The organism is Dyella sp. EPa41 (assembly GCF_016586165.1).
GTDB lineage: Bacteria > Pseudomonadota > Gammaproteobacteria > Xanthomonadales > Rhodanobacteraceae > Dyella.
In genome coordinates, this window is the sequence record NZ_BCPR01000033.1 from 1 (window position 1) to 24,139 (window position 24,139).

Here is a 24,139-nt window from a genome sequence, read left to right on the forward strand (position 1 = left end):
GTTCGGTCTTGCCGCAACGCCTCGCTCCGCACGCACCCTCACCCGCCCTACGGGCACCCTCTCCCGATGGGAGAGGGGTAAAGCGAGAAACGATATGAGCGAGAAGTTTGACGTCATCGTCATCGGCGCCGGCCCTGCCGGTTATGTGGCCGCGATCCGCGCCGCGCAGCTGGGCCTGAAGACCGCCTGCGTGGACGCCTTCGTCGGCAAGGACGGCAAGCAGGCCCTCGGCGGCACCTGCCTCAACGTGGGCTGCATCCCGTCCAAGGCGCTGCTGGACTCGTCCAAGCAGTACTACAACATCGCCCACAACCTGCCGGTCCACGGCATCACGGTGGAAGGCGCCAAGGTCGACCTGGGCACCTTCATCGGACGCAAGGACAAGATCGTCAAGCAGTTCACCGGCGGCATCGGCCAGCTGTTCAAGGCCAACAAGGTGACCCCGTTCTTCGGCAAGGGCAAGCTGCTGAAGGGCAACGAGGTGGAGATCACCGGCAACGACGGCGCCAAGCAGACCATCAGCGCCACCAACGTGATCCTCGCTTCCGGTTCGGTGCCGATCGAACTGCCGTTCGCCAAGTTCGACAACAAGTTCATCGTCGACAATGCCGGCGCGCTGGACTTCACCGAAGTTCCGAAGCGCCTGGGCGTGATCGGTGCCGGCGTGATCGGCCTGGAGCTGGGCAGCGTGTGGAAGCGCCTGGGCTCGGACGTGACCGTGCTCGAAGCACTGCCGGATTTCCTCAGCGTGGCCGATGCGGACATCGCCAAGATCGCCGCCAAGGAATTCGCCAAGCTGGGCCTGAACATCAAGCTCGGCGCCAAGCTGACCAAGGCCGAGGTCAAGGGCAACGAAGTCGCCCTCACCTATGAGGACAAGGACGGCGCCCATGACCTGGTGGTCGACAAGCTGCTGGTCGCCGTGGGCCGCCGCGCCTACACCGACGGCCTGCTGGCCGACGACACCGGCGTGAAGCTGGACGAGCGCGGCCGCATCGTGGTCGACGAGCACAACCACACCGGCGTGAACGGCGTGTGGGCCATCGGCGACGCCGTGCGCGGCCCGATGCTGGCGCACAAGGGTTCCGAGGAAGGCGTGGCCGTGGCCGAGTGGATCGCCGGCAAGGCGGGCCACATCAACCTCGACACCGTGCCGTGGGTGATCTACACCGAGCCGGAAATCGCCTGGGCGGGCAAGACCGAGAAGCAGCTGAAGGAAGAAGGCGTCCCCTACAAGGTCGGCACCTTCCCGTTCGCCGCCATCGGCCGCGCCGTGGCCATGAACGAGGCCATCGGCCAGGTGAAGATGCTCGCCCACGCCGAGACGGATCGTATCCTGGGCGTGCACATGGTCGGCCCGGGCGTGTCCGAGCTGATCGCCGAGTGCGTCGTCGCGATGGAGTTCAAGGGCTCCTCCGAAGACCTGGCCCGCATCGTCCACGCGCACCCGACGCTGTCCGAAGCCGTGCACGAGGCGGCGCTGTCGGTCGACAAGCGCGCCATCCACAAGGGCAACTGAGGGCAGGATGCCCTTGTCCCGTGCAGGCCATGGATGGCCGGCGACACGGGATCCACGGCCCGCTCGTGACAACATGGGCGGGCCGTTTGCTTTTCCCCCCGTCATTCCGGTGAAGGCCGGAATCCAGTAGCGTGACGATCCGATGGCCGCGAACCGGCCAACGGGTTCAGCTTCATCGCGACAACCCTACGGTGCCTTCACTGGATTCCGGCCTTTGCCGGAATGACGTTCGTTCCAACCACGCGCCCCCAAAAATCCCATGCCCCAACCCACCTCTCTTTGCGTCTATTGCGGCTCCAGCAGCGGCAAGCATCCCGAATACGTCGAGCAGGCCCGCGCCTTCGGCACCGAGATGGCACGGCGGGGCATCGCGCTGGTCTACGGCGGCGGCAAGGTCGGCCTGATGGGCACGGTGGCCGATGCGGTGCTGGCGGCGGGCGGCAAGGTCATTGGCGTGATTCCCCGCCAATTGGTCGACCTCGAGGTCGCGCACGCCGACCTCACCGAACTGGTCGTGGTGGAAACCATGCACCAGCGCAAGACGCGCATGTTCGAACTGTCGGATGCTTTCGTGGCCCTGCCCGGCGGCTTTGGCACCATGGACGAGATGTTCGAGATGCTCACCTGGGCACAACTCGGCCTGCATCGCTACCCTTGCGCGTTCCTCGACGTGCGCGGCTATTACACGCAATTGCGCGCGATGATGGACCACATGGTGGACGAGCGTTTCGTCCGTCCCGAGCAGCGCGAAAGCGTATGGTTCGGTCAGGACATGCAGCAGCTGTTCGACTGGATGGAAGGCTACCAGGGCAGCCATACGCCCAAGTGGATCGACCGCAGCAGTGTCGAAGCCTGATTCCGGCGAGAAACACGAACCGACGTAAGGAACGGCCATGAACACCCCCTCCCCCTTTCGCGCCTTCCGCATCCACAACGACGACGGCGGCTACCGCGGCGGCATCGAGACGATCAGCGCCGATGCGCTGAGCCCCGGTGAAGTGCTGGTGCAGGTGGCCTATTCCTCGGTCAATTACAAGGACGCGCTGGCCGGCACCGGCAAGGGCAAGATCCTTCGCCAGTACCCGCTCAATGGCGGCATTGACGTGGCGGGCACCGTGGTTGCCTCCACCGACCCGGCCTACAAGGAAGGCGATGCCGTGCTTTGCACCGGCAGCGGGCTGTCCGAAGTGCGCGACGGCGGCTACGGCGAATACGTCCGCCTGCCCTCGGCCTGGACCATTCCGCTGCCCAAGGGCCTCAGCCTGCGCGAAAGCATGATCATCGGTACGGCCGGCTTTACGGCCGCGCTCGCCCTGCTGCGCATGGAAGACAACCGGCAGACGCCGGCGCTGGGCCCGCTCGCCGTCACCGGCGCGACGGGCGGCGTGGGCATGCTGGCCATCGACATCTTCACCCGTGCCGGCTACGCCGTGCATGCGATCAGCGGCAAGAACACGCACTTCGATTTCCTGCGCGACCTGGGCGCCGCCGAGTGCATCGACCGCCACCAGCTGGCCTTCAGTGGCAAGCCAATGGATTCGGCGCGCTTCGGCGGTGCGCTGGACAATGTCGGCGGCAGCATGCTGGCCGGCCTGCTGCCGCTGATCGCGCCCTACGGCAACGTCGCCATCTGCGGCAACGCCGGGGGCATCGGCTTCGAGAGCACCGTGATGCCGTTCATCATCCGCGGCGCCAGCCTGCTGGGCATCGCCTCGGCGGGTACCGCGCGGGACATTCGCGACCGCGTGTGGGAGCGTCTCGCCGGCGACTGGAAACCGCAGCACCTGGAGCGCATCGCCACCCGCGAGGTGACGTTGGAGCAACTGCCGGCTATTTTCGATCACATGCTCGCAGGCGAGTCATTCGGGCGTACTCTGGTGCGCGTGGGCGCCGTCGCCTGACCGCCACGCTTGGAAGCGCGGCACCTGCGCCTTAGAATCAAACGAAACAACAAGGGGAATCCCACCTTATGGCACGCATCCTGATCGTCGACGATTCGCCGTCGCAGCTGTTGGGCATCAAGCGTATCGTCGAGAAGCTCGGGCACGAGGCCCTCACCGCGGAAGATGGCGCGGCGGGTGTCGAGGCGGCCAGGCGGGAACGCCCCGACCTGATCCTGATGGACGTGGTGATGCCTAACCTCAACGGTTTCCAGGCCACCCGCACCATCAGCAAGGATCCGGACACTTCGCACATCCCGGTCGTGCTGGTCACCACCAAGGACCAGGAAACCGACAAGGTATGGGGCCTGCGCCAGGGGGCGAAGGCCTACGTCACCAAGCCGATCAAGGAAGAGGAACTGGTGACCACGCTCAAGGAACTGCTGCCCGCCTGACCGAGGCCCAGTGCTCCAAGATGAAAACGGCGCCTGGTGGCGCCGTTTTCCGTTTGGCCGTCCGTACGGCCATCAATGCCGCGGATCGTATCCCTCGAACGCTCCCCTCAGCGCCTCGTACGCCTTGCGTTGTTCGTCGCTTTCCGCGACCGGCGTGCGAATCGACAACTCCACCAGCTGGTCGCCCGGATGAGCGCCTGGCAGGCCGCGCCCCTTGAGCCTGAGCTTGCGACCGGACTGCGAACCCGCGGGAATGCGCAGGTCCACCGCGCCCGCCAGCGTAGGCACCGGCACGGTCGCGCCGAGCGCGGCCTCCCACGGCGCGATGGGCAGCACGTGCAACACGTTGCGGCCGTCCAGCTTGAACCGCGCATCGTCGCGAATGCCGACCTCCAGCAACAGGTCGCCGTTGGCGGCGCCGCCGCTTCCGGCGTGCCCCTGCCCGGCGAGGCGGATCACCTGGCCCGGCTGGATGCCGGCGGGAATCTTCACTTCCAGCACGCGTTCGCCGCCGTGCCCATCCTGCAGGGCCAGCCGCGTGCGGCCGCCGTCGAAGGCGGTCTGCAGGTCGATCTGCACATGCGCGTGGACGTCGCCGCCGCGACGCGCACGCGGTGCGCCGCGCGGGCCGCCCGCACTGCGGCCAAACAGGCTCTCGAAGAAATCGCTGAAGTCGCCGCCGCTGTCGCCACCGAAATCGAAACCGTGGCTCTGGCCCCAGCCCGGCGGCGGACGAAACTGTTCGCCACCGCGATAACCGCCCGCGCGCAGCTCGTCGTAGGCACGACGCTTCTCGGTGTCACGAAGCACTTCGTTTGCTTCGTTGATCGCCTTGAACTTCTCTTCCGCGCCCGCTTCCTTGTTGCGGTCGGGATGGTATTTCTTGGCCAGCTTGCGATAGGCGGCCTTGATCTCGGCCTCCGTCGCTTCCGGCTTCACGCCCAGGATGTCGTAATAATCTTTGAATTCCACTGCAGCTCCCCGGCGACCGCTCCGCCCCGCGTGGCGTGCGGGAACTATCGCCCTCCCGCCGCCCCGCCGGCAAGGCAGAACCCGCCTGACTCGTTTGGGTAATGCATGGCGTTGACCGCCACCCTCTCTATGGTGGTTGAGATGGGTGCGAAAGCCACGTGATTCAAGGCGACAACCCACCCTGACAGGCGCTAGCATCCGCCTCTTCTCCTCCTGCAAGGCACCTTCCCATGAGCATCCAGGTCGGCCAGGCCCTGCCCGATGTCGAGATCCGCGCGATCGGCGAAAGCATCGAGCAGACCCATACCGGCGCGCTGTTCGCCGGACGCAAGGTGGTGATGTTCGCCGTGCCGGGCGCCTTCACCCCTACCTGCTCCAACCGGCACCTGCCCGGCTATGTCCAGCATTACGCCCAGTTCCAGGCGCGCGGCATCGACGTGATGTGCCTGGCGGTGAACGACGCCTATGTGATGCAGGCCTGGGCGGCATCCCAGCACGTGCCGCACGGCATGCTGATGCTGGCGGACGGCAACGGCAGCTTCACCCGCGCGCTGGGCCTGGAGCTGGATGGCAGCGGCTATGGCATGGGCCTGCGCTCGCGGCGGTTCGCGCTGTACGCCGAAGATGGCGTGGTGAAGCAGTTGCAGGTCGAAGCACCGGGCGAGTTCCGTGTGTCTTCGGCCGAGGCGATGCTCGACGCCACGGCCTGAGGCCGGGCTGCATACACTTCAGCTGATCATCGGGGGGAGTAGCCTCGACGCTCCCTTTGCCGCAGGACGGAAGCCATGAACAGCCGCGTGCACCGGATACCCGGTCCCGATCATCCGATCGAGGTCACACCCGACCCCTCGCATATCGTCGTTCGCATCGCTGGCCGCGTGCTGGCCGATACACGGTCCGCACTCACCCTGCGCGAAGCGTCCTATCCGCCGGTGCATTACATCCCGCGCAAGGACGTGGACATGTCGCTGCTCGAACGCACCGATCACCAGACCTACTGCCCCTACAAGGGCGACTGCTCGTACTACAGCATTCCGCTAGGCGGCGACCGCTCGGTCAACGCCGTGTGGACCTACGAGCATCCGTATGACGCGGTGGCGCCCATCAAGGACCATCTCGCCTTCTACCCCAACCGGGTCGACGAGATCAGCGTGACGCCCGCCTGACGGCGGGCACGCGGCACGCACTGGCGCAGCCGAACCTGCGCAGGTAACGTCGCCGGGTCCCGCGTCGGCCATCGTGTCGACACCCGTCGGGATGCCGCCCGTCACCCGCGTCAGGAGCTGTCTATGAAGCCGGAGTGTGCAAGTGCGTTCGTCGTCGCTGCTCTCATCGCTTTCGCTTCGCCCGGCCTCCACGCGCAAGCGGCCTCGCCCAACGAACAAGGCAGCTTCGTCCTCCACAAGTTCGCGCGGGCCATCGGCAAGGAAACCTACACGCTGGAGCGCAAGGACGGACAGCTGCTGCTCACCTCGGATTTCCTGTTCACCGATCGTGGCACCCCGGTACCGCTCAAGACCGAATACCGCGCGACCGACGAGGCGCATCCGCTGTCGTTGACGACGCGCGGCAACTCCTCGCGTTCCAGCGAATTGAACGACGATTTCGCCATCGATGCGGCGCGCACGCAGGTGTCGCTCGTGCGCGACGGCAAGAAGACGCTCTATCCCGCCAACGACCACACCTTCCTGATGGACGGCTATTCGCCGGTCGCCATGCAGCAGATGTTGATGAGGTACTGGCTTGCGCAGGGACATCCCGGGCGCATCGCCGCACCGCCGGGCAACGACATCCGCATCCAGCCCACCTCCGACCTGCACATCAAGGTCGCGGATCGGGACGTCACCCTGCATGGCTACCAGGTATCGGGGCTTGCATGGGGCAGCGAAGCGCTGTGGATGGACGACAACAACCAGTTGGCCGCCCTGGTCACGCGGGACGCGGAGTTCGATCACTTCGAAGCCGTGCGCGACGCCTATGAGCCGGCGCTGGGCACCTTCATCCAGCGCGCCGCCCATGATGGCCTGTCGACGCTGGCCCAGCTGGCCGCCAAGGGCCGGCAGCCGATCGTGAAGCGTCTCGTCGTCACGAACGCCACGCTGATCGACGGCACCGGTGCGCCGGCGCAAGACGATGTTTCCGTGTTCATGGAGGACGGGCGCATCACCCGCATCGCCCACGCCAGAGACCATGCATCGACCAAAGGCTATGACGTCGTCGACGGCCACGGCAAATTCCTGATCCCCGGGCTGTGGGACATGCACGCCCACTACGAGCAGGTCGAATGGGGGCCGGTGTATCTCGCCTCGGGCATTACCACCGTGCGCGATTGCGGCAACGTGTTCGATTTCATCACCGCGGTACGCGATGCGATCGACCAGGGACGCGGCATTGGCCCGCGCATCCTCATCGCAGGCGTGATCGACGGCACCGGGCCGATTGCCTTGGGCGCGGTCATTGCCGACACGCCCGAGCAGGCCAAGGCATGGGTCAAGCGCTACAAGGACGTCGGCGCGCGGCAGATCAAGATCTACAGCAGCATGAAGCCCGAACTGGTACCGGTGATCACGGCCGAGGCGCATCGCCTCGGCATGACGGTCACCGGCCACGTACCCGAAGGCATGACATCCGAGCAGGTGGTCAAGGACGGCTTCGACGGCATCAACCACGTTCACTTCGTGGCGCGCGACCTGTTGCACATGGAGCGCAACAAGCCGCTTCCCCCGCTGGATTTCACCACGCCGGACGCGACGCGCCAGCTGGCCCTGTTCCGCGAGCATCACACGGTCATCGATGACACGATCGTCCTGTTCGAGACGCAGATGCATCCGCCATCGACGCCATTGAGCGCGATCGAGCCTGGCATCACGCACGTGGCTCCCGAACTCGCCGCCGCGCTCGACAGTCCCGGCGTTCCGCCGGAGCGCGCGAAGCGCTACGACTATCTGCTCGCCACCTTGCGCGAACTGCATCGACAAGGACTGACCATCGTCGCCGGCACGGACCAGGCCATCCCGGGTTACTCGCTGCACCGTGAACTGGAAATCTACGTCGAGGCCGGCTTTACGCCGATGGAAGCCCTCATGGCGGCAACCAGCGTACCCGCGCGCGTGATGGGCCTGGAGAACGACGTGGGCACGTTGACCGTGGGCAAGCGCGCCGACATGGTGCTGCTCGACGGCGATCCGCTCGCCGACATCCACAACACGCGGCGCATCGCGAAAACCATCGAGGCGGGTGCGGTCTACGAGCCGGCGCCGCTTTGGCGATCGGTGGGCTTCAGGCCGTAATGGCATGGCCAAAGAAAACCCCGGCAATGCCGGGGTTTTCTTTGGTACATCGAACGGCGATCACTCGTTGTCGGTGGAAACGTCGTCACCGGCAACAGGCAGGTCGCCATCGGTCGCGTCGGGGGCCGAGCCCTCTTCGCCTTCACCGTTCTCGGCTTCCGCGTCGAGACGCACCACGCTCACCAGCTTCTCGTCGGCCGGCAGGCGAATGAGCGTCACGCCCTGGGTATTGCGGCCCAGCTGCGAGACTTCGGCCACGCGGGTGCGCACCAGCGTGCCCTGGTCGGAGATCAGCATCATCTCGTGCGCCTCGGTGACCTGCGTCGCGGCCACCAGCGCGCCGTTGCGCTCGGAGCACTGGATGCCGATCACGCCCTGAGTGCCGCGGCCCTTCTTCGGGAACTCGTCGAGCACGGTGCGCTTGCCGTAGCCACGCTCGGTCGCGGTGAGGATGTCGCCCTCGGCCGCCACGATCAGCGACACCACTTCGGCATCGTCGGCCAGCTTCATGCCGCGCACGCCGGTGGCGGTGCGGCCCATCGAACGCACTTCCGATTCGTCGAAGCGCACGGTCTTGCCGTTGGAGGCGAACAGCAGCACGTCGCTGTTGCCGTCCGTCAGCGCCACGTTGACCAGCGCATCGCCCTCGTCGAGATTGATGGCGATCTTGCCCTTCTGCAGCTGGAACGCGAACTCGGTAAGCGGCGTCTTCTTCACCGTGCCCTGCTTGGTGGCGAAGAACACGAAGCGGTCTTCGGTGTATTCGCGCACCGGGAGCACGGCCTGCACCTTCTCGCCCTCGCCCAGCGGCAGCAGGTTCACCATCGGCTTGCCGCGCGCGTTCGGGCCCGACTCCGGCATCTGGTAGACGTTGAGCCAGTACACGCGGCCAGTGCTGGTGAAGGTGAGCAGCGTGTCATGGGTGTTCACCACCCACAGCTGCTCGACGAAATCCTCGTCCTTCAACGCCGACGCGGAACGACCCTTGCCGCCGCGACGCTGCGCGCGATACGTGCTGGCCGGCTGGCGCTTCACGTAACCGGTGTGCGACAGCGTGACGACCACGTCTTCCGGCGCGATCAGGTCGAGGACGTTGAGGTCTTCCTGCGAATGCTGGATCTCGGTACGGCGCTTGTCGCCGAACTCCTCGTTGATCGCGATGAGTTCCTCGCGGATCACCGCGAGCAGGCGGGCGGGATCTTCCAGGATCTGGATCAGGCCACGGATGGTCTCCAGCACCTGGCGGTACTCGTCCGAGAGTTTCTCCTGCTCCAGGCCGGTGAGGCGATGCAGGCGCATGGCCAGGATTTCCTGGGCCTGCACTTCGGACAGCTGGTAGCCCTCGGCCTTGAGGCCGTCGCGCGGATCCATGTCTTCCGGACGCGAGGCTTCCGCACCCGTCGCCTGCAGCAGCGTGGCCACCATGCCCGGCTGCCACTTGCGCGCGAGCATGCGCTCGCGGGCTTCCTGCGGCGAGGCGGAAGTGCGGATCAGCTCGATCATCTCGTCGATGTTGGCGAGCGCGACCGTGAGGCCTTCCAGGATGTGCGCACGCGCACGGGCCTTGCGCAGTTCGAAGATGGTACGGCGGGTCACCACTTCGCGGCGGTGGCGGATGAACGCCTCGAGGATGTCCTTGAGGTTCAGCAGGCGCGGCTGGCCGTCCAGCAGGGCGACCATGTTGATGCCGAACGTGACCTGCAGCTGCGTCTGCTGGAACAGGTTGTTGAGCACCACGTCGGCCATCGCGTCGCGACGGATCTCGATCACCACGCGCATGCCGTCCTTGTCCGACTCGTCGCGCAGTTCGCTGATGCCCTCGATCTTCTTTTCCTTGACCAGCTCGGCGATCTTCTCGATCAGGCGGGCCTTGTTCACCTGGTACGGCAGTTCGTGGACGAGGATCGTCTCGCGGCCGTTCGACTCCGTTTCGATCTCGGTGCGTGCACGCACCAGGATCCGACCGCGACCGGTGCGATAGGCCTCGACGATGCCGGAGGAGCCGTTGATGATGCCGGCGGTCGGGAAGTCCGGCCCCGGGATGAACTGCATCAGGTCATCGATCGACAACGACGGGTCGTCGATCAGGCCGATCGTCGCGGAGATCACCTCGTTGAGATTGTGCGGCGGCACATTGGTGGCCATGCCCACCGCGATGCCGGCCGAACCGTTCACCAGCAGGTTCGGCACGCGGGTGGGCAGCACCAGCGGCTCTTGTTCGCTTTCGTCGTAGTTGGGACCGAAGTCGACGGTGTCCTTGTCGATATCGGCCAGCAATTCCTGCGTGAGGCGCGACATGCGCACTTCGGTGTATCGCATCGCCGCGGCGTTGTCGCCGTCGACCGAACCGAAGTTGCCCTGGCCGTCGACCAGCATGTAGCGCAGCGAGAACGGCTGGGCCATGCGCACGATCGCGTCGTAGACCGAGGCGTCGCCATGCGGGTGGTATTTACCGATGACGTCACCGACCACGCGGGCCGATTTCTTGTAGGGCTTGTTCCAGGCGTTGCCCAGTTCGTTCATGGCGAACAGGACGCGGCGGTGCACCGGCTTGAGGCCGTCGCGGACATCCGGAAGGGCGCGTCCCACGATCACGCTCATGGCGTAATCGAGGTAGCTCTGGCGCATCTCGTCTTCGATGTTGACGCGAATGACTTCTTTGGCGAGTTCTGCCATCAATCGGCTTCCCTGATGAAGAAAAGGGTCGCGGCACGCGCACCCTCCGTGCGTGTGCGAGCGACCTGGAAACAACCCATGGAGTGTAACACGTTTGACGTCGAATTCACAGTATTTATTGCTTGTGAATCAACAACTTAAACCGACGTCTTGGCGCGCTTGAAAAGCACGCCGCGGGCTGTCGAAAAATTAACCAGCGAGGCCGCGGCCGAGCTCGCCGCCACGGCCAGCGCGGGCCAGCGATGCAGCCAGGGATAGAACAGCAGGATGGCCGCGTAGGCGGCGTAATTGACCACGGCGCCCACGCTCATCAGCGCGACCCAATGCAGCCACTCGGCCCGCAGCGAGCGCCCGCTGAGACGATGCGCGAAGGTGTAGCGACGGTTCCACAACCAGGTCGCCGTCGCCGCCAAGAGGAACGACACCACGCGCGCGAGATACGCGTTCCAGTGTCCCCAGCTGACCAGTGCCTGTACCACGCCGGCATCGACCACCAGGCCGATGACGCCACCAATGCCGAACAGCACGACCTGCCGGCGCAACCCCATCAGCCGAACATCGCCTGCATGGCCTGGGTGCTCGGGCGTTCGATCACGCCCTTCTCGGTGACGATGGCGTCGATCAACGACGCCGGCGTGACATCGAACACGGGATTCCACGCCTGCGCGCCATCCACCACGGTGCGCCGCCCGGCCACCGCCAGCAGCTCGGCCGGATCGCGCAGCTCGATTTCGATGTCCTCGCCCGACGCCGTGGCCATGTCGACCGTGGACGACGGCGCCACCACCATGAACTTCACGCCGTGATGGCGTGCCGCGATGGCCAGCTGGTAGGTGCCGATCTTGTTGGCGGTGTCGCCGTTGGCGGCGATGCGGTCCGCGCCCACGATCACCCACTGCACTTCGCCCGAACGCATCAGGTGCGCGGCGGCCGAATCGGCGATGAGCCTGGCCGGCACGCCGTCGCGCACGAGTTCCCACATGGTCAGGCGGGCACCCTGCTGCCACGGCCGCGTCTCGCCCGCGTACACGCGCTCGACGCGACCGCTGGCCACGCCTGCACGAATGACACCGAGGGCGGTGCCGAAGCCCGCCGTGGCGAGCGAGCCGGTGTTGCAATGCGTGAGCACGCCCGAATGGGGCGCGATGAGGGAGGCACCCAGTTCACCCATGTGGCGGTTGGCGGCCAGGTCCTCGTCCTGGATTGCCTGCGCTTCGCGTTCCAGCGCCGCGGCATCGGCACCCGCGGCGACGCGTGCCTTCATGCGATCCAGCGCCCACATCAGGTTCACCGCCGTCGGGCGTGCGGCACGCAACATGGCCAGCGCGGCATCCAGCGGCTCGCCCAGCTTCGCGGCCAGCACCACGCCCCAGGCCGCGGCGATGCCAATGGCAGGCGCGCCGCGCACGGCCAGGTCCTTGATGGCCTGGGTCACTTCGGTCGCGTTGGCGCAGTCGATCCAGCGCTCTTCCTGCGGGAGCAGGCGCTGGTCGAGCAGGCGCAAGTGATCGCCCTGCCACTGCACGGCGCGAATGCGGTCGTAACGGTCGTAATCCATAGACGGTCTTGCCAATCGAAATAAACGGAATGCGGGCACGCCCGCGATGGGAAATCAGGGGCCCTCAGGCATCAACAGCCACAGCACCAGGTAAGCCACGATGCCCGAGCCGCCCAGGAAGGTGAGGACGACCCAGAGGATGCGAACCAGGGTCGGGTCCCAGCCCAGGTATTGGGCGATGCCGCCGCAGACGCCGGCGAGCTTCCTGTCAGTGAGCGAACGATGCAGGCGCTTTTCCATGGGCCATCCTCTTCACGGGCGATGGCTCAGTTTCGCGTACTGAGCCACTGATGGATAGCCGGCGGCACCTCGCGCTGGGCGCGACCGGAGACATAGATGCCGATGTGACCGCCCTTGAAGGCGAGCTGGGTGTAATCGGTCGTGCCCACGTGGCGACCCAACGCCCGCGACGCATCCGGCGGCACCAGGTGATCCTGCTCGGCGAATATGTTGAGCACCGGCTGCGTGATCATGCCGAGGTCGACCGGCTTGCCGCCGATCACCACCTCGCCCTTGACCAGTTTGTTCTGCTGGTAGAAATCCTTGATGAATTCGCGGAAGGCTTCGCCCGCCTGGTCCGGCGAATCGAAGATCCAGCGCTCCATGCGCAGGAAATTCTGCAGCTCTTTCGGATTGTCGAGGATGTCGACCAGGCCCACGTACTTCTGTTGGTTGAGGCGCACCGGCTTGAGCGTGAGATACACCCAGTTGAGCAGCTCGGCCGGGATGTTGCCCATGGTGTCGACGAACAGATCCACGTCCAGGTCGCGCGACCAGCTCGACAGCATGTTGTCGGGGGTCTGGAAATCCACCGGCGTCACCATGGTGATCAGGTTCTTCACCTTTTCGCCGTGGGTCGCCGTGTAGCACAGCGAGAACGTGCCGCCCTGGCAGATGCCGAGCAGGTTGATCGCTTCGGCGCCCGCGGCCTTGCGAACCGCGTCCACGCAGCGATCGAGATAACCGTTGATGTAGTCGTCCAGCGTCAGCCAGCGATCGGCGCCGTCCGGATAGCCCCAGTCGAGCAGATAGACGTCTTCGCCCTGCTCGAGCAGGTTGCGGACGAGCGAACGGTCTTCCTGCAGATCGGTCATCCACACGGTGTTGACCAGTGCGTACACGATCAGCGTCGGCGTCTTCGTAGAGGGCTTGCCCTGCCCCTTCATGTGCCACACCGTGAGCTTGTCCTCACGGTATACGGCCTCACGCGGCGTGTTGGCGTACTCGGGCTCGCGTTGATGCTGCAGGTTGCCCAGGCCGGCCGCGAGCTTTCGCTGGAAAGCGGCGATCTCTCCCGTCAAGGCGGCAGGTCGGAGGCGGTAGCGGTGGAAACATGGATGCTCCTTACTTGCGCGTGCGCGTGGAACCGCGCACGGCCGACTTGCGGGCGACCACCGCGGCGGCCGGCTTGGCGCGGCGCACCACGGCGTCTTCTTCGGCTTCGCGCTTGCTGCTGCGTGCAGCCGGACGCTTGGTGGCCCTCGCCTCCTCACCCTTGCCTGCCAGCTGGCGCTTCAGGGCCGCCACTTCCGCGCGCAGTGCGCTTACTTCATCCGAACCCGCGGACGCCGCGCGATCGCGCAGTTCGCGTCGCAGCTCGTGCAGGCGCTTGCCCAGCGCGGACACTTCGCTGCGCGTCGGCATGCCCAGCTCGCGACACATCGCATCCAGTTGCTGCTGCTGCAGCTGTCGCAACCGACCCTGTGCATTGACCATCTCGCCGTAGACGTGGCGAAACTCTTCTGACAAGGCAATCTGCGCGTAGGCCTCTTCGGCGCCATCCACCCACAGGTCGTACAGCGCCTTGAGCGATTCGACCTGGCGCGTCGAGTCGGTGAAATCTGCCAGCTTGGCCTGCAGGCGCTCGAAACCTTCGGTGTTCGCGCGCTGGATCAAGGCCTGGTACTTGCCCGACCAGTCCAGGTATTCCTGCATGGCTGCCGCGATTTCCTGCTGCTGCAGCTGGCGCTCGCGGGTGAAGCCGAATGCCGCCATGTGCTCCACGTCGAAGCGCATCCCGGACTGGCTGGACTGCAGCCACGATTGCCACAACTGGCCGAAGCTGCGCGCCGCTTCGCTGTCGATGGACGCGAACGCATGCGCGAAGGGCTGCCCGCCCAGGCTGGAAAACAGGTTCTGCAGCGCCTGCTGCCACTCGGCCGGGTTCTGGCCCAGGCCACTGCCCACCGCGCCCTGCAGCCATTCGTTGTAACCCTTCAGCGCGGCCATGCTGCGAGCCATCAGGTCGTCGGCACGCGGCATCGCGGCGCCTGGATGAGTGGGCGTGGCCTGCTGCTGCAGGTATCGGGTCCAGGTATCCCAGGATTGCTGCGCCAGCGCCTGGTAGTCCTTGAACAAATCACTCGCCTGGTCGGCCATGCCTAGATCCTCGTTACACCGCCGGCATCGTAGCAAAAGCAGGTTGCAGCGAACGCAAAAACGGCATTACGGACAGGCGCTTTCGATGTCCTGGGATCAGGAAAGCAAAAGCCCGGCGCATGGCCGGGCTTTTGCGCTTGCCTGCGGAGGATGACTCAGGCGTTCGCGCCTTCGTCCTCGGCCACGGCCTTCATGGACAGGCGGATACGGCCCTGCTTGTCCACTTCCAGCACCTTGACCTTGACGATGTCGCCTTCCTTCAGCTTGTCGGAGACCTTCTCCACGCGCTCGCTGGAGATCTGCGAGACGTGCACCAGGCCGTCCTTGCCCGGCATGATGGTCACGAATGCGCCGAAGTCCATCAGCTTGGCGACCTTGCCCTCGTAGATGCGGCCCGGTTCGACGTCGGAGACGATCTGCTCGATGCGCGCCTTGGCGGCGTTGGCGGCCTCGCGGTTGACCGAGGCGATGACCACGGTGCCGTCGTCGCTGATGTCGATGGTGGTGCCGGTCTCTTCGGTGATCGAGCGGATGGTGGCGCCGCCCTTGCCGATCACTTCGCGAATCTTGTCCGGGTGGATCTTGATGGTGAGCAGGCGCGGGGCGAACTCGCTCATCTCGGTGCGCGGGGTGCTGATCACCTTCGCCATTTCGCCGAGGATGTGCAGGCGGCCACGCTTGGCCTGCTCCAGCGCCACCTTCATGATCTCTTCGGTGATGCCGTCGATCTTGATGTCCATCTGCAGCGCGGAGATGCCATCGGCGCTACCGGCCACCTTGAAGTCCATGTCGCCGAGATGGTCTTCGTCACCCAGGATGTCGGACAGCACGACGAAGTCGTTGCCTTCCTTCACCAGGCCCATGGCGATACCGGCCACCGGCGCCTTCAGCGGGATGCCGGCGTCCATCATGGCGAGCGAGGAACCGCACACCGAGGCCATCGACGAGGAACCGTTGGACTCGGTGATTTCCGAGACCACGCGGACCACGTACGGGAACTCCTCGATGGTCGGCTTCACGGCCTGCACGCCGCGCTTGGCAAGGCGGCCGTGGCCGATCTCGCGGCGCTTCGGGGCGCCGAAACGACCGGCCTCGCCCACCGAGAACGGCGGGAAGTTGTAATGGAACAGGAAGGCATCCTTCGACTCGCCTTCCGGCGCGTCGATGATCTGCGCATCACGGGTGGTGCCCAGCGTGGTCACGACCAGCGCCTGGGTTTCGCCACGGGTGAACAGCGCCGAGCCGTGCGTGCGCGGCAGGACGCCGACGCGAACGGTGATGGGGCGGATGTCGTCAAGGTTGCGGCCGTCGATGCGGACCTTGGTCTTGAGCACGCCGTCGCGCATGGTGCGGTATTCGAGCTCGGCGAATTCCTTCGCCAGCTCCGCCTTGTCCCAGCCCTTGGCTTCGGCGTCGGCGGCCAGCGAGGCCAGCACGTCGGCCTTGATGGCGGCGATGGCGTCACGGCGCTGCAGCTTGTCGCGCACCTGGAAGGCGGTCTCGAGCTGGTTGCCCACGGCGCCCGCGAGGGCGGCGACGAGCGACTCGTTGCGGGCCGGCGCCTGCCAGGCCATGGACGGACGAGCCGCCTGGGTGGCCAGTTCGGCGATGGCGCGGATGGCCGTCTGCATCTGCTGGTGACCGAACACCACGGCGCCGAGCATCACTTCCTCGGACAGCAGCTGCGCTTCGGATTCCACCATCAGCACGGCATTGGCCGTGCCGGCGACCACCAGGTCGAGCTTGGAGGTCTTGAGTTCCGAAACGGTCGGGTTCAGCAGGTACTTGCCATCGGCATAACCGACGCGGGCGGCGCCGATCGGGCCCTTGAACGGGATGCCGGCGAGGCTCAGCGCGGCGGAGGCGCCCAGCATGGCCGGGATGTCACCGTCGATCTCGGGGTTCAGCGACACGACCTGCGCGATGACCTGCACTTCGTTCTTGAACTCTTCCGGGAACAGCGGGCGCACCGGGCGATCGATCAGACGCGAGGTCAGCGTCTCCTTCTCGGTCGGACGGCCTTCGCGCTTGAAGAAGCCACCGGGGATGCGACCGGCCGAGTAGAACTTCTCGACGTAGTCGACCGTGAGCGGGAAGAAGTCCTGACCTTCCTTCGCCTTGGCAGCGGCCACCACGGTGACCAGCACCACGGTGCCGCCCATGCTGACCATGACGGCACCGGAAGCCTGGCGGGCGATTTCGCCCGTCTCCAGTGTGACTTCGTGATTACCGAACTGGAATGACTTGGTTACTTTCGCCACTGTCTTTTCCTGAATTGGGAAGTGCGGCCGGGGATGGCCGCTTCTTGATCTTCGCGTCCACGAATGAACGCAAACATCAACCTTAGCGACGGAGGCCGAGGCGCTCGATGAGGCTCTGGTAACGAGCCAGGTCACGATCCTTCAGGTAGCTCAGCAGGCGCTTGCGCTGGTTGACCAGCTTCAGCAGGCCGCGGCGGGAGTGATGATCCTGCTTGTGAGCCTTGAAGTGGTCGGTGAGGTGGTCGATGCGGGCCGACAGCAGGGCGACCTGCACTTCCGGCGAACCCGTGTCGTTCGGCACGCGGCCGAAGTCAGCGATGATCTTGCCGGTCTGTTCTGCGGTAAGGGACATGATTAGCTCTTCCTAAAAAAACGGGTGCGAAGCTTGCGCAACGTCACGCCATGACGTTGCGCAAGCTTCGCCTAGATGAATGAAAATTCTGAAACAAGCTCCGTATTGTAGCGAGCGGAGCCCAACGACAACAAGACCGTCATGGTCATCCGGCATCCTGCCCGGTCCGCGGCAGGTTGAAACCGCGCACGATACGCAGCTTGCCCCCCGCATCCTCGCCCAGGGCGAGCAGCCGGCCATCCTCGGCAAGCACGACGAACTGCCCGTCCATGGGAGTCTCCAGCGGAATCTGCTGACCCTGTGAGACAGCAAGGCTGCGGGCCTCATCCAGATGAAGGGCAGGCAGCCCCGCCAGCCCAGCCGAGACCGGCAGCAGCACGGCGAGCAAGGCGTCGTCGCCCTGTGCGGCCAGCGCCTTCAGCTGGTCCAGGGTCAGCATGACCGGCTCCCTGAACGGCTCCACCCACACGCGCCGCAAGGCAGTGAGATGGGCTCCGCAACCCAGGTCTTCGCCAAGATCCACCGCGAGGCTTCGTACGTAGGTACCCGAGCCGCATTCGACATGGAGCGTGAGCGTGTCTTCGGTGCGCGACAGCAGGTCCAGCCTGTACACCTCCACCTCGCGGGCGGGCACGTCGACGGCTTCACCGCGCCGGGCCTTCACGTAGAGCGGCTCGCCGTCCTGCTTGATCGCGGAATAGGCCGGGGGAACCTGGGTAATGCGGCCGCGCAGTTTCGCCAGGGCCTGCTCGATGGCCTCGTCGGTCAAGGGTGGAACGGGCCGCTCCAGCACCACGTCGCCCTCGAGGTCCGCCGTGGTGGTGGTGACGCCCAGCCGGCACTCGGCGGTGTAGGCCTTGCGCGAACCCAGCAGCATGCCGGCGATCTTGGTCGCTTCGCCCAGGCACAGCGGCAGCAAACCGGTGGCCAGCGGGTCGAGCGCCCCGGTGTGGCCGCCCTTCTCGGCGCGAAAAATGCCCTTGCGGACGGCTTGCAACGCTTCGTTGGAGCTCTGGCCCAAGGGCTTGTCCAGCAGGACGATGCCATGCAGGTCGCGAAAACGGATGCGGCTTTTCTTCTTGCTCATGAGGTCATGCGGACCCGCCGCCCTGCCTGGGCGATACGGGCCATCCCGTTGCGATAAACACGCCTCAGTCCTCGGCGGAGTCCTCGGCCTCGTCCCTGGAAGGCGCCGGGTAGCGGCTGCTGTCCTGCCGCAGCAGCGTATCGATGCGTTCGCCCTTGTCGACCGAATCGTCGTACTTGAAGCGCAGCTCCGGCACGCGGCGCAGGCGCATGCTGCGGGACAGCTCGCGACGGAACTCCACCGCCAGCTCCTTGAGCGCCTTGACGGCCTCGGCCGAACGCTCCGGCTGCAACGCCGTCACCCAGACCGTGGCCCAATCGAGATCGCGGGTGACCTCGACGTCGGACACGCTCACCGACGGCAACCCGTGATCGCGCACGGCGGCATGGACCAGCAGGCCAATTTCGCGGCGCAGCTCTGCGCCGACGCGGTCGGTACGTTTGAAATCGCGTGAGGGCATGGTTGGAGCCGAGAATAGGGAATAGGGAATAGGAAAAGCGGGTCGTCAGGATACTCCGACGCCCCGCTTGGGTTCCATTTGGCGGGAATGGGTGGGGTAACCGGGAGTGCTTTTGCTATTCCCTACTCCCCATTCCCAACGCTGTAACGCTCCGCGTTACAGCGTGCGGGCCACCTCGATACGCTCGAAGCACTCGATCTGGTCACCGACCTTGACGTCGTTGTACTGCTTCACGGCGATACCGCATTCCATGCCGTTGCGCACTTCGTCGACGAGGTCCTTGAAGCGGCGCAGCGACTCCAGCTCGCCCTGGAAGACCACGGTGTTGTCGCGCAGCACGCGGATCGGCTTGCTGCGCTTGACCGTGCCTTCGATGACCATGCAACCGGCCACCGCGCCGAACTTGGAGCTGCGGAACACCTCGCGGACCTGCGCCACGCCGATGATCTCTTCGCGCACTTCCTTGCCCAGCAGACCCGAAGCGGCCTGCTTCACCTGGTCGATCACGTCGTAGATGATCGAGAAGTAGCGGACATCGAGGCCGGAAGTGTCGATCACCTTGCGGGCCGAGGCGTCGGCACGGACGTTGAAACCGATCACCAGCGCCTTCGACGCGGCGGCAAGCGTGGCGTCGGACTCGGTGATGCCGCCGACGCCGGCCGCGATCACGTTGACCTTCACGTTCTCGTTGCCGATCTGGCTCAGCGACTCGCGCAACGCCTGCACCGAACCCTGCACGTCGGCCTTGACCAGGATGTTGAGCGTCTGCTGCTCGGCACCCTGGCCCATCTGGGCCATGATGTCCTCGAGGCGGTTGGCCTTGCTGACCATGCGCGTTTCGCGACGCTTGAGCTGGCGCTCGGCCGCCACTTCGCGGGCCAGGCGCTCGTCGGCCACGACTACGAAGTCGTCGCCCGACTCCGGCACGCCGGACAGACCCAGCACCTGCACCGGGATCGACGGGCCGGCTTCCTGCACGGTCTTGCCGTTCTCGTCGATCAGCGCGCGCATGCGGCCGTACTCGATACCGCAGACGACGAAGTCGCCGCGCTTGAGCGTGCCCTGCTGCACCAGCACCGTCGCCACCGGGCCGCGACCGCGGTCGAGGCTCGATTCGATGACCACGCCGGAGGCCGGGCCGTCTTCGACCGCCGTCAGCTCCATCACTTCGGCCTGGACCAGGATCGCGTCGAGCAGGTCGTCGATGCCCATGCCGGTCTTGGCCGAGATCGGCACGAACGGCGTGTCACCGCCCCACTCTTCCGGAATCACTTCCAGGTTGCCGAGACCCTGCTTGACGTGGTCCGGGTTGGCGTCGGACTTGTCCATCTTGTTGAGCGCGACGATCAGCGGCACCTTGGCGGCGCGCGCATGCTGCACGGCTTCGGCCGTCTGCGGCATGACGCCGTCGTCGGCCGCGACCACCAGCACCACGATGTCGGTGGACTGGGCGCCGCGGGCGCGCATGGACGTAAACGCCGCATGGCCCGGGGTGTCGAGGAACGTGATGACGCCCTTGGGCGTTTCCACGTGGTACGCACCGATGTGCTGCGTGATGCCGCCCGCTTCGCCCGAGGCGACCTTGGTGCGGCGGATGTAGTCGAGCGTGGAGGTCTTGCCGTGGTCGACGTGGCCCATGATGGTGACCACCGGCGGACGCGGCTTCTTCTCACCTTCCAGCTCGGCGTTCTGCGTGTGGGCAGCCAGCGCGGCTTCGGCGTTGTTCTCGTTCGCGGCCACGGCCTTGTGGCCGAGTTCCTCGATCACCAGCACGGCCGTGTCGTGGTCGATGGTCTGGTTGATGGTGGCCATCACGCCCATCTTGAAGAGGGCCTTGACCACCTCCGAACCCTTGACCGCCATCTTGTTGGCCAGATCGGCGACCACGTTGTTGTCGCCCACCACCACCTCGCGCACGACCGCGGCGGTCGGACGGGTGAAGCCGTGCGGACCGCTGGCGGCCGGCGAGCCGCCGCGCGGTACGTCGCGGTTCGGGCCCTTGCCGGGCTTGCCGCGCTTGTTGCTGGAGCGGCGCGCGCGATCGGCGTCGCTCAGGTGCAGCTCGCCCGCGGCGAAGCGCTTGCCACCCGGCGTGTCGTCGCGGTCGCGCCCGTGGCGCGCCTTGTTGCGGCTGTCACCCGCCGAGGCAGCGGCGGGCGTGGAAGCGCCCGCAGCGGCCGGGCCCGGACGGTTCGCGGCAGGCGCTGCCGTCGAGGCGGTCTTCGAGGCCGGAGCGGCCGGCGTAATGACGACCTTCTTCTCGCGGCGACGCGGCTCGTGGATGGTCGGCACGATCATGCCGAGCGAACTGTGGTCGATGCGCTGCACCGCGGGCTCGGCGACGACGGCCGCCGGCTTTTCCGCAGCCTCGACCGGCGCTTCCGCCGGCTCGGGAGCGGCGGTTTCCGCGGCCGCGGCGCGCTGTGCCTGCTCGTGCGCACGCGCGACGGCTTCGGCTTCTTCGGCCTGCTGCTGGCGGCGCTGCTCTTCCTCGGCTTCGCGCTGGCGCTGTGCTTCCGCTTCGCGCTGATGCGCCTCTTCCTGGCGGCGGCGATCCGCTTCCAGGCGCTCGTTTTCCTCGTGGTCGCGCTGCTGCTGCGATTCCTGCAGCTTGCGCACGGCATCCTCGCGCTCGACGTCGCTGCCGGCTTCTTCGGCAATGACGCTGCGCTTGACATAGGTGCGCTTGGCGCGGACTTCGACGTTCACCGTCTTGGCGCCAGCGGCGCCGCGGGCGCCAGGCGTGGCCACCTTCAGCTCGCTGACCTTGCGGCGCTTGAGCGTGATCTGGCGTGGCGAGCTGTCGTCCGATTCGGCGGCGGCGAGTTCGCCCTTGCCGTGGGTGCGGCGCAGGAAGCCCAGCAGCTTCACCTTTTCGGTGCTGCTGATGATCTGCTCCGGATCGGAGAATTTCATACCGGCCTCGGCCAGCTGTCCGAGCAGCTTGTCCACCGGCATGCCAAGTACCTTGGCGAGTTGTTTGATCGTTACGTCCGACATCGTGTTCTTTCTCCGCCGTTCCCGCGCTAGGCCATGCAGTCACTTCCGCACGGCCACCCCCATCCCTGGTGGAAGGCGTCTCAGCCTTCCTCGGCGCGCCCATCCAGGGCGCCGCCGCCCGCGGTTAGCCACCCTTCTCCAGACGCTCGATCATCGGCGCGCGTGCAGCCATGATCAGCGCCGCAGCGCGATCTTCGTCCATACCCTCGATGTCGATCAGGTCGTCGACCGCGAGGTCGGCCAGATCGTCCACCGTCACCACTTCGCGAGCCGCCAGCGCGTACGCGGTGGCTTCGTCCATGCCCGGCAGCTGCAGGAGCTCTTCCGACGGCTGGTGCTCGTCGATGCTCTCCTCCACCGCCAACGCCTCGGTCAGCAGCGCGTCGCGGGCGCGGGCGCGCAGCTCCTCGACGATGTCCTCGTCGAAGCCTTCCACCGCCAGCAGCTCGGCGCTGGGCACGTAGGCGATTTCCTCGACACTGGAGAAGCCTTCTTGCACGAGGATGTTGGCGATCTCCTGGTCCACTTCCAGCTTGTCCATGAACAGCTGGCGCGCGGCTTCCTGCTCGGCTTCGCTCTTGGCGGCGACCTGGTCCTGCGTCATCACGTTGAGCTGCCAGCCGGTGAGCTTGCTGGCAAGGCGCACGTTCTGGCCACCGCGACCGATGGCCTGGGACAGCTTGTCCTCGGCCACGGCGATGTCCATGGAATGCTTTTCTTCGTCCATGATGATCGACTGGACTTCGGCCGGCGCCATCGCATTGATGACGTACTGGGCCTGGTTCTCGTGCCACAGGATGATGTCCACGCGCTCGCCATTGAGTTCGTTGGACACGGCCTGCACGCGCGAACCGCGCATGCCGATGCAGGCGCCGATGGGATCGGTGCGCGAATCATGCGCGACCACGGCGATCTTGGCGCGGTCGCCCGGATCGCGGGCGCAGCCCTTGATCTCGACCAGGCCCTGGCCCACTTCCGGCACTTCGAGCTTGAACAGCTCGATCATGAATTCCGGCGCGGCGCGCGACACGAACAACTGCGGGCCGCGGGCTTCGGAACGCACCTCGTAGAGGTAGCCGCGGACGCGGTCGCCGACGCGGGCCGACTCGCGCGGAATCGTCTTGTCGCGCGGGATGAAGGCCTCGGCGTTGCCGCCCAGGTCGAGGTAGACATTGCCGCGCTCGACGCGCTTGACGATGCCGGTGACCAGCTCGCCCACGCGCTCCTGGAACGCGTCGACCACCTGCTGGCGCTCGGCTTCGCGAACGCGCTGCACGATCACCTGCTTGGCGGCCTGCGCGGCGATGCGGCCGAACTCGGCGTTCTCGATCTGCGTCTCGATGTATTCGCCGACCTGCGAGTCTTCACGCTCGTCGACGGCGTCCATCAGGCGCACCTGGTGGTACGGCGATTCCATCTCGCCGTCGTCGGCGATGACTTCCCAGCGACGGAAAGTCTCGTAATCACCGCTGTGGCGGTCGATGCTCACGCGGATATCCGGATCTTCGTCCGGATAGCGCTTCTTGGCAGCGGACGCGAGCGCCGCTTCCATCGCCTGGAAAATCACTTCACGCGACACGCCCTTTTCATTGGCGACCGCGTCAACCACCAGCAAAAGTTCTTTGCTCATTGCAGCAACTCCGTAGACGCCGCCGGCGCCGATCGGTTTCGATTGATTTATTTCGAGGCCTTCTTGCCCGGTTTCTTGCCCGGCTTGGGCTGCGGCACGTAACCGAGCGCTGCCCAATCGGGTACCACGCGCGCGCTTTCCACCGCGTCGTGGTCGAACTCGAAGGTCTTCCCCTCTGCTTCCAGCGAGATCCTCTCACCGTCCACCGAGATCACCTTACCGCGCAGGCGGCGGCGTCCTTCCAGGGGCGCCTTCAGCAATACCTTCACTTCCGTCCCGGACACCTTGGCGAACTGCGCCGCGGTGAACAGCGGGCGGTCGATGCCGGGGGAAGAAACTTCCAATACATAGTGGCCCGGGATCGGGTCCTCAACGTCCAGCATCGCCGACAGTTCGCGACTGGCCGCCTCGCAGTCATCGAGGTTGACCTCGCGGCCCTCGGCGTCCAGGTAGACCCGCAGAGTACTCTGCCCCTGCGACGGGGTGAACTCCACGCCAATGCATTCCAGGCCCAGATCGGCCAGGACTTCGGTGAAGCGTTGAGCTAATGCCTGCGTATCCATGATTCGTCTACCGTACGGTCGCCAGAAACAAAAAATGGGCTCAAGCGGCCCATTCCC

Annotated in this window: 21 protein-coding genes; 7 read left to right on the top strand and 14 right to left on the bottom strand. The window is 65.9% G+C overall.

The window, feature by feature from the left end:
* Positions 1 to 94: 94 nt before the first annotated feature.
* The 4 genes from lpdA (at position 95) to pilH (ending at position 3,854) form a co-directional block, all read left to right on the top strand.
* Positions 95 to 1,519 (top strand): dihydrolipoyl dehydrogenase, encoded by a 1,425-nt coding sequence (gene lpdA, locus JMF82_RS11970; protein WP_201314809.1) that lies wholly within the window; start codon positions 95 to 97, stop codon positions 1,517 to 1,519.
* Between the two features lie 259 nt (positions 1,520 to 1,778).
* Positions 1,779 to 2,375 carry a TIGR00730 family Rossman fold protein gene (locus JMF82_RS11975; protein WP_201314810.1) on the top strand — a complete coding sequence of 199 codons (597 nt, stop codon included), beginning with the start codon at positions 1,779 to 1,781 and terminating at the stop codon, positions 2,373 to 2,375.
* 37 nt (positions 2,376 to 2,412) lie between these two features.
* On the top strand, positions 2,413 to 3,420 hold the full coding sequence (locus JMF82_RS11980; RefSeq protein ID WP_201314811.1) for an oxidoreductase: 1,008 nt from the start codon (positions 2,413 to 2,415) through the stop codon (positions 3,418 to 3,420).
* Positions 3,421 to 3,488: 68 nt separating this feature from the next.
* A complete protein-coding gene (gene pilH, locus JMF82_RS11985) occupies positions 3,489 to 3,854 on the top strand; it encodes a twitching motility response regulator PilH (RefSeq protein WP_038616934.1) in 366 nt (121 codons plus the stop codon).
* 72 nt (positions 3,855 to 3,926) lie between these two features.
* Here the strand turns inward: pilH and JMF82_RS11990 are convergent, their stop codons facing one another.
* A complete protein-coding gene (locus JMF82_RS11990) occupies positions 3,927 to 4,826 on the bottom strand; it encodes a DnaJ C-terminal domain-containing protein (RefSeq protein WP_201314812.1) in 900 nt (299 codons plus the stop codon).
* Positions 4,827 to 5,056: 230 nt separating this feature from the next.
* Between JMF82_RS11990 and JMF82_RS11995 the strand changes: the two genes are divergently transcribed.
* From JMF82_RS11995 to JMF82_RS12005, 3 genes are all read left to right on the top strand, one after another.
* Complete coding sequence (locus JMF82_RS11995) at positions 5,057 to 5,536, top strand: peroxiredoxin (protein ID WP_201314813.1); 480 nt, start codon at positions 5,057 to 5,059, stop codon at positions 5,534 to 5,536.
* Positions 5,537 to 5,611: 75 nt separating this feature from the next.
* Positions 5,612 to 5,992 carry a DUF427 domain-containing protein gene (locus JMF82_RS12000; protein WP_201314814.1) on the top strand — a complete coding sequence of 127 codons (381 nt, stop codon included), beginning with the start codon at positions 5,612 to 5,614 and terminating at the stop codon, positions 5,990 to 5,992.
* Between the two features lie 123 nt (positions 5,993 to 6,115).
* Positions 6,116 to 8,116, top strand: a complete 2,001-nt coding sequence (locus JMF82_RS12005) for an amidohydrolase family protein (protein ID WP_201314815.1) — start codon at positions 6,116 to 6,118, stop codon at positions 8,114 to 8,116.
* A gap of 60 nt (positions 8,117 to 8,176) precedes the next feature.
* Here the strand turns inward: JMF82_RS12005 and gyrA are convergent, their stop codons facing one another.
* The 13 genes from gyrA to rimP form a co-directional block, all read right to left on the bottom strand.
* On the bottom strand, positions 8,177 to 10,792 hold the full coding sequence (gyrA, locus tag JMF82_RS12010) for a DNA gyrase subunit A (RefSeq protein WP_201314816.1): 2,616 nt from the start codon (positions 10,790 to 10,792) through the stop codon (positions 8,177 to 8,179).
* 137 nt (positions 10,793 to 10,929) lie between these two features.
* Positions 10,930 to 11,340, bottom strand: coding sequence for a GtrA family protein (locus JMF82_RS12015; RefSeq protein WP_201314817.1), 411 nt, complete (start codon positions 11,338 to 11,340; stop codon positions 10,930 to 10,932).
* A complete protein-coding gene (gene mtnA / locus JMF82_RS12020; protein WP_201314818.1) occupies positions 11,340 to 12,350 on the bottom strand; it encodes an S-methyl-5-thioribose-1-phosphate isomerase in 1,011 nt (336 codons plus the stop codon). The genes JMF82_RS12015 and mtnA overlap by 1 nt, the downstream gene beginning before the upstream one ends.
* Before the next feature lie 54 nt (positions 12,351 to 12,404).
* Positions 12,405 to 12,590, bottom strand: coding sequence for a PspC domain-containing protein (locus JMF82_RS12025; RefSeq protein WP_201314819.1), 186 nt, complete (start codon positions 12,588 to 12,590; stop codon positions 12,405 to 12,407).
* A gap of 26 nt (positions 12,591 to 12,616) precedes the next feature.
* Positions 12,617 to 13,651: a class III poly(R)-hydroxyalkanoic acid synthase subunit PhaC gene (locus JMF82_RS12030; RefSeq protein WP_201314820.1), complete on the bottom strand. Its 1,035-nt coding sequence runs from the start codon at positions 13,649 to 13,651 to the stop codon at positions 12,617 to 12,619.
* A gap of 43 nt (positions 13,652 to 13,694) precedes the next feature.
* On the bottom strand, positions 13,695 to 14,729 hold the full coding sequence (locus JMF82_RS12035; protein ID WP_201314821.1) for a poly(R)-hydroxyalkanoic acid synthase subunit PhaE: 1,035 nt from the start codon (positions 14,727 to 14,729) through the stop codon (positions 13,695 to 13,697).
* A 155-nt stretch (positions 14,730 to 14,884) separates the two neighbouring features.
* Positions 14,885 to 16,990: a polyribonucleotide nucleotidyltransferase gene (gene pnp / locus JMF82_RS12040; protein ID WP_201314822.1), complete on the bottom strand. Its 2,106-nt coding sequence runs from the start codon at positions 16,988 to 16,990 to the stop codon at positions 14,885 to 14,887.
* Between the two features lie 82 nt (positions 16,991 to 17,072).
* Positions 17,073 to 17,342: a 30S ribosomal protein S15 gene (gene rpsO, locus JMF82_RS12045; protein ID WP_038616913.1), complete on the bottom strand. Its 270-nt coding sequence runs from the start codon at positions 17,340 to 17,342 to the stop codon at positions 17,073 to 17,075.
* A 145-nt stretch (positions 17,343 to 17,487) separates the two neighbouring features.
* Complete coding sequence (gene truB / locus JMF82_RS12050; RefSeq protein WP_201314823.1) at positions 17,488 to 18,429, bottom strand: tRNA pseudouridine(55) synthase TruB; 942 nt, start codon at positions 18,427 to 18,429, stop codon at positions 17,488 to 17,490.
* A 64-nt stretch (positions 18,430 to 18,493) separates the two neighbouring features.
* Positions 18,494 to 18,889: a 30S ribosome-binding factor RbfA gene (rbfA, locus tag JMF82_RS12055; RefSeq protein ID WP_201314824.1), complete on the bottom strand. Its 396-nt coding sequence runs from the start codon at positions 18,887 to 18,889 to the stop codon at positions 18,494 to 18,496.
* Between the two features lie 156 nt (positions 18,890 to 19,045).
* Positions 19,046 to 21,889: a translation initiation factor IF-2 gene (gene infB / locus JMF82_RS12060; RefSeq protein ID WP_201314825.1), complete on the bottom strand. Its 2,844-nt coding sequence runs from the start codon at positions 21,887 to 21,889 to the stop codon at positions 19,046 to 19,048.
* A gap of 124 nt (positions 21,890 to 22,013) precedes the next feature.
* Positions 22,014 to 23,519, bottom strand: a complete 1,506-nt coding sequence (gene nusA / locus JMF82_RS12065; RefSeq protein WP_201314826.1) for a transcription termination factor NusA — start codon at positions 23,517 to 23,519, stop codon at positions 22,014 to 22,016.
* A 47-nt stretch (positions 23,520 to 23,566) separates the two neighbouring features.
* Complete coding sequence (gene rimP, locus JMF82_RS12070; protein ID WP_038616905.1) at positions 23,567 to 24,082, bottom strand: ribosome maturation factor RimP; 516 nt, start codon at positions 24,080 to 24,082, stop codon at positions 23,567 to 23,569.
* Between the last annotated feature and the right edge of the window lie 57 nt (positions 24,083 to 24,139).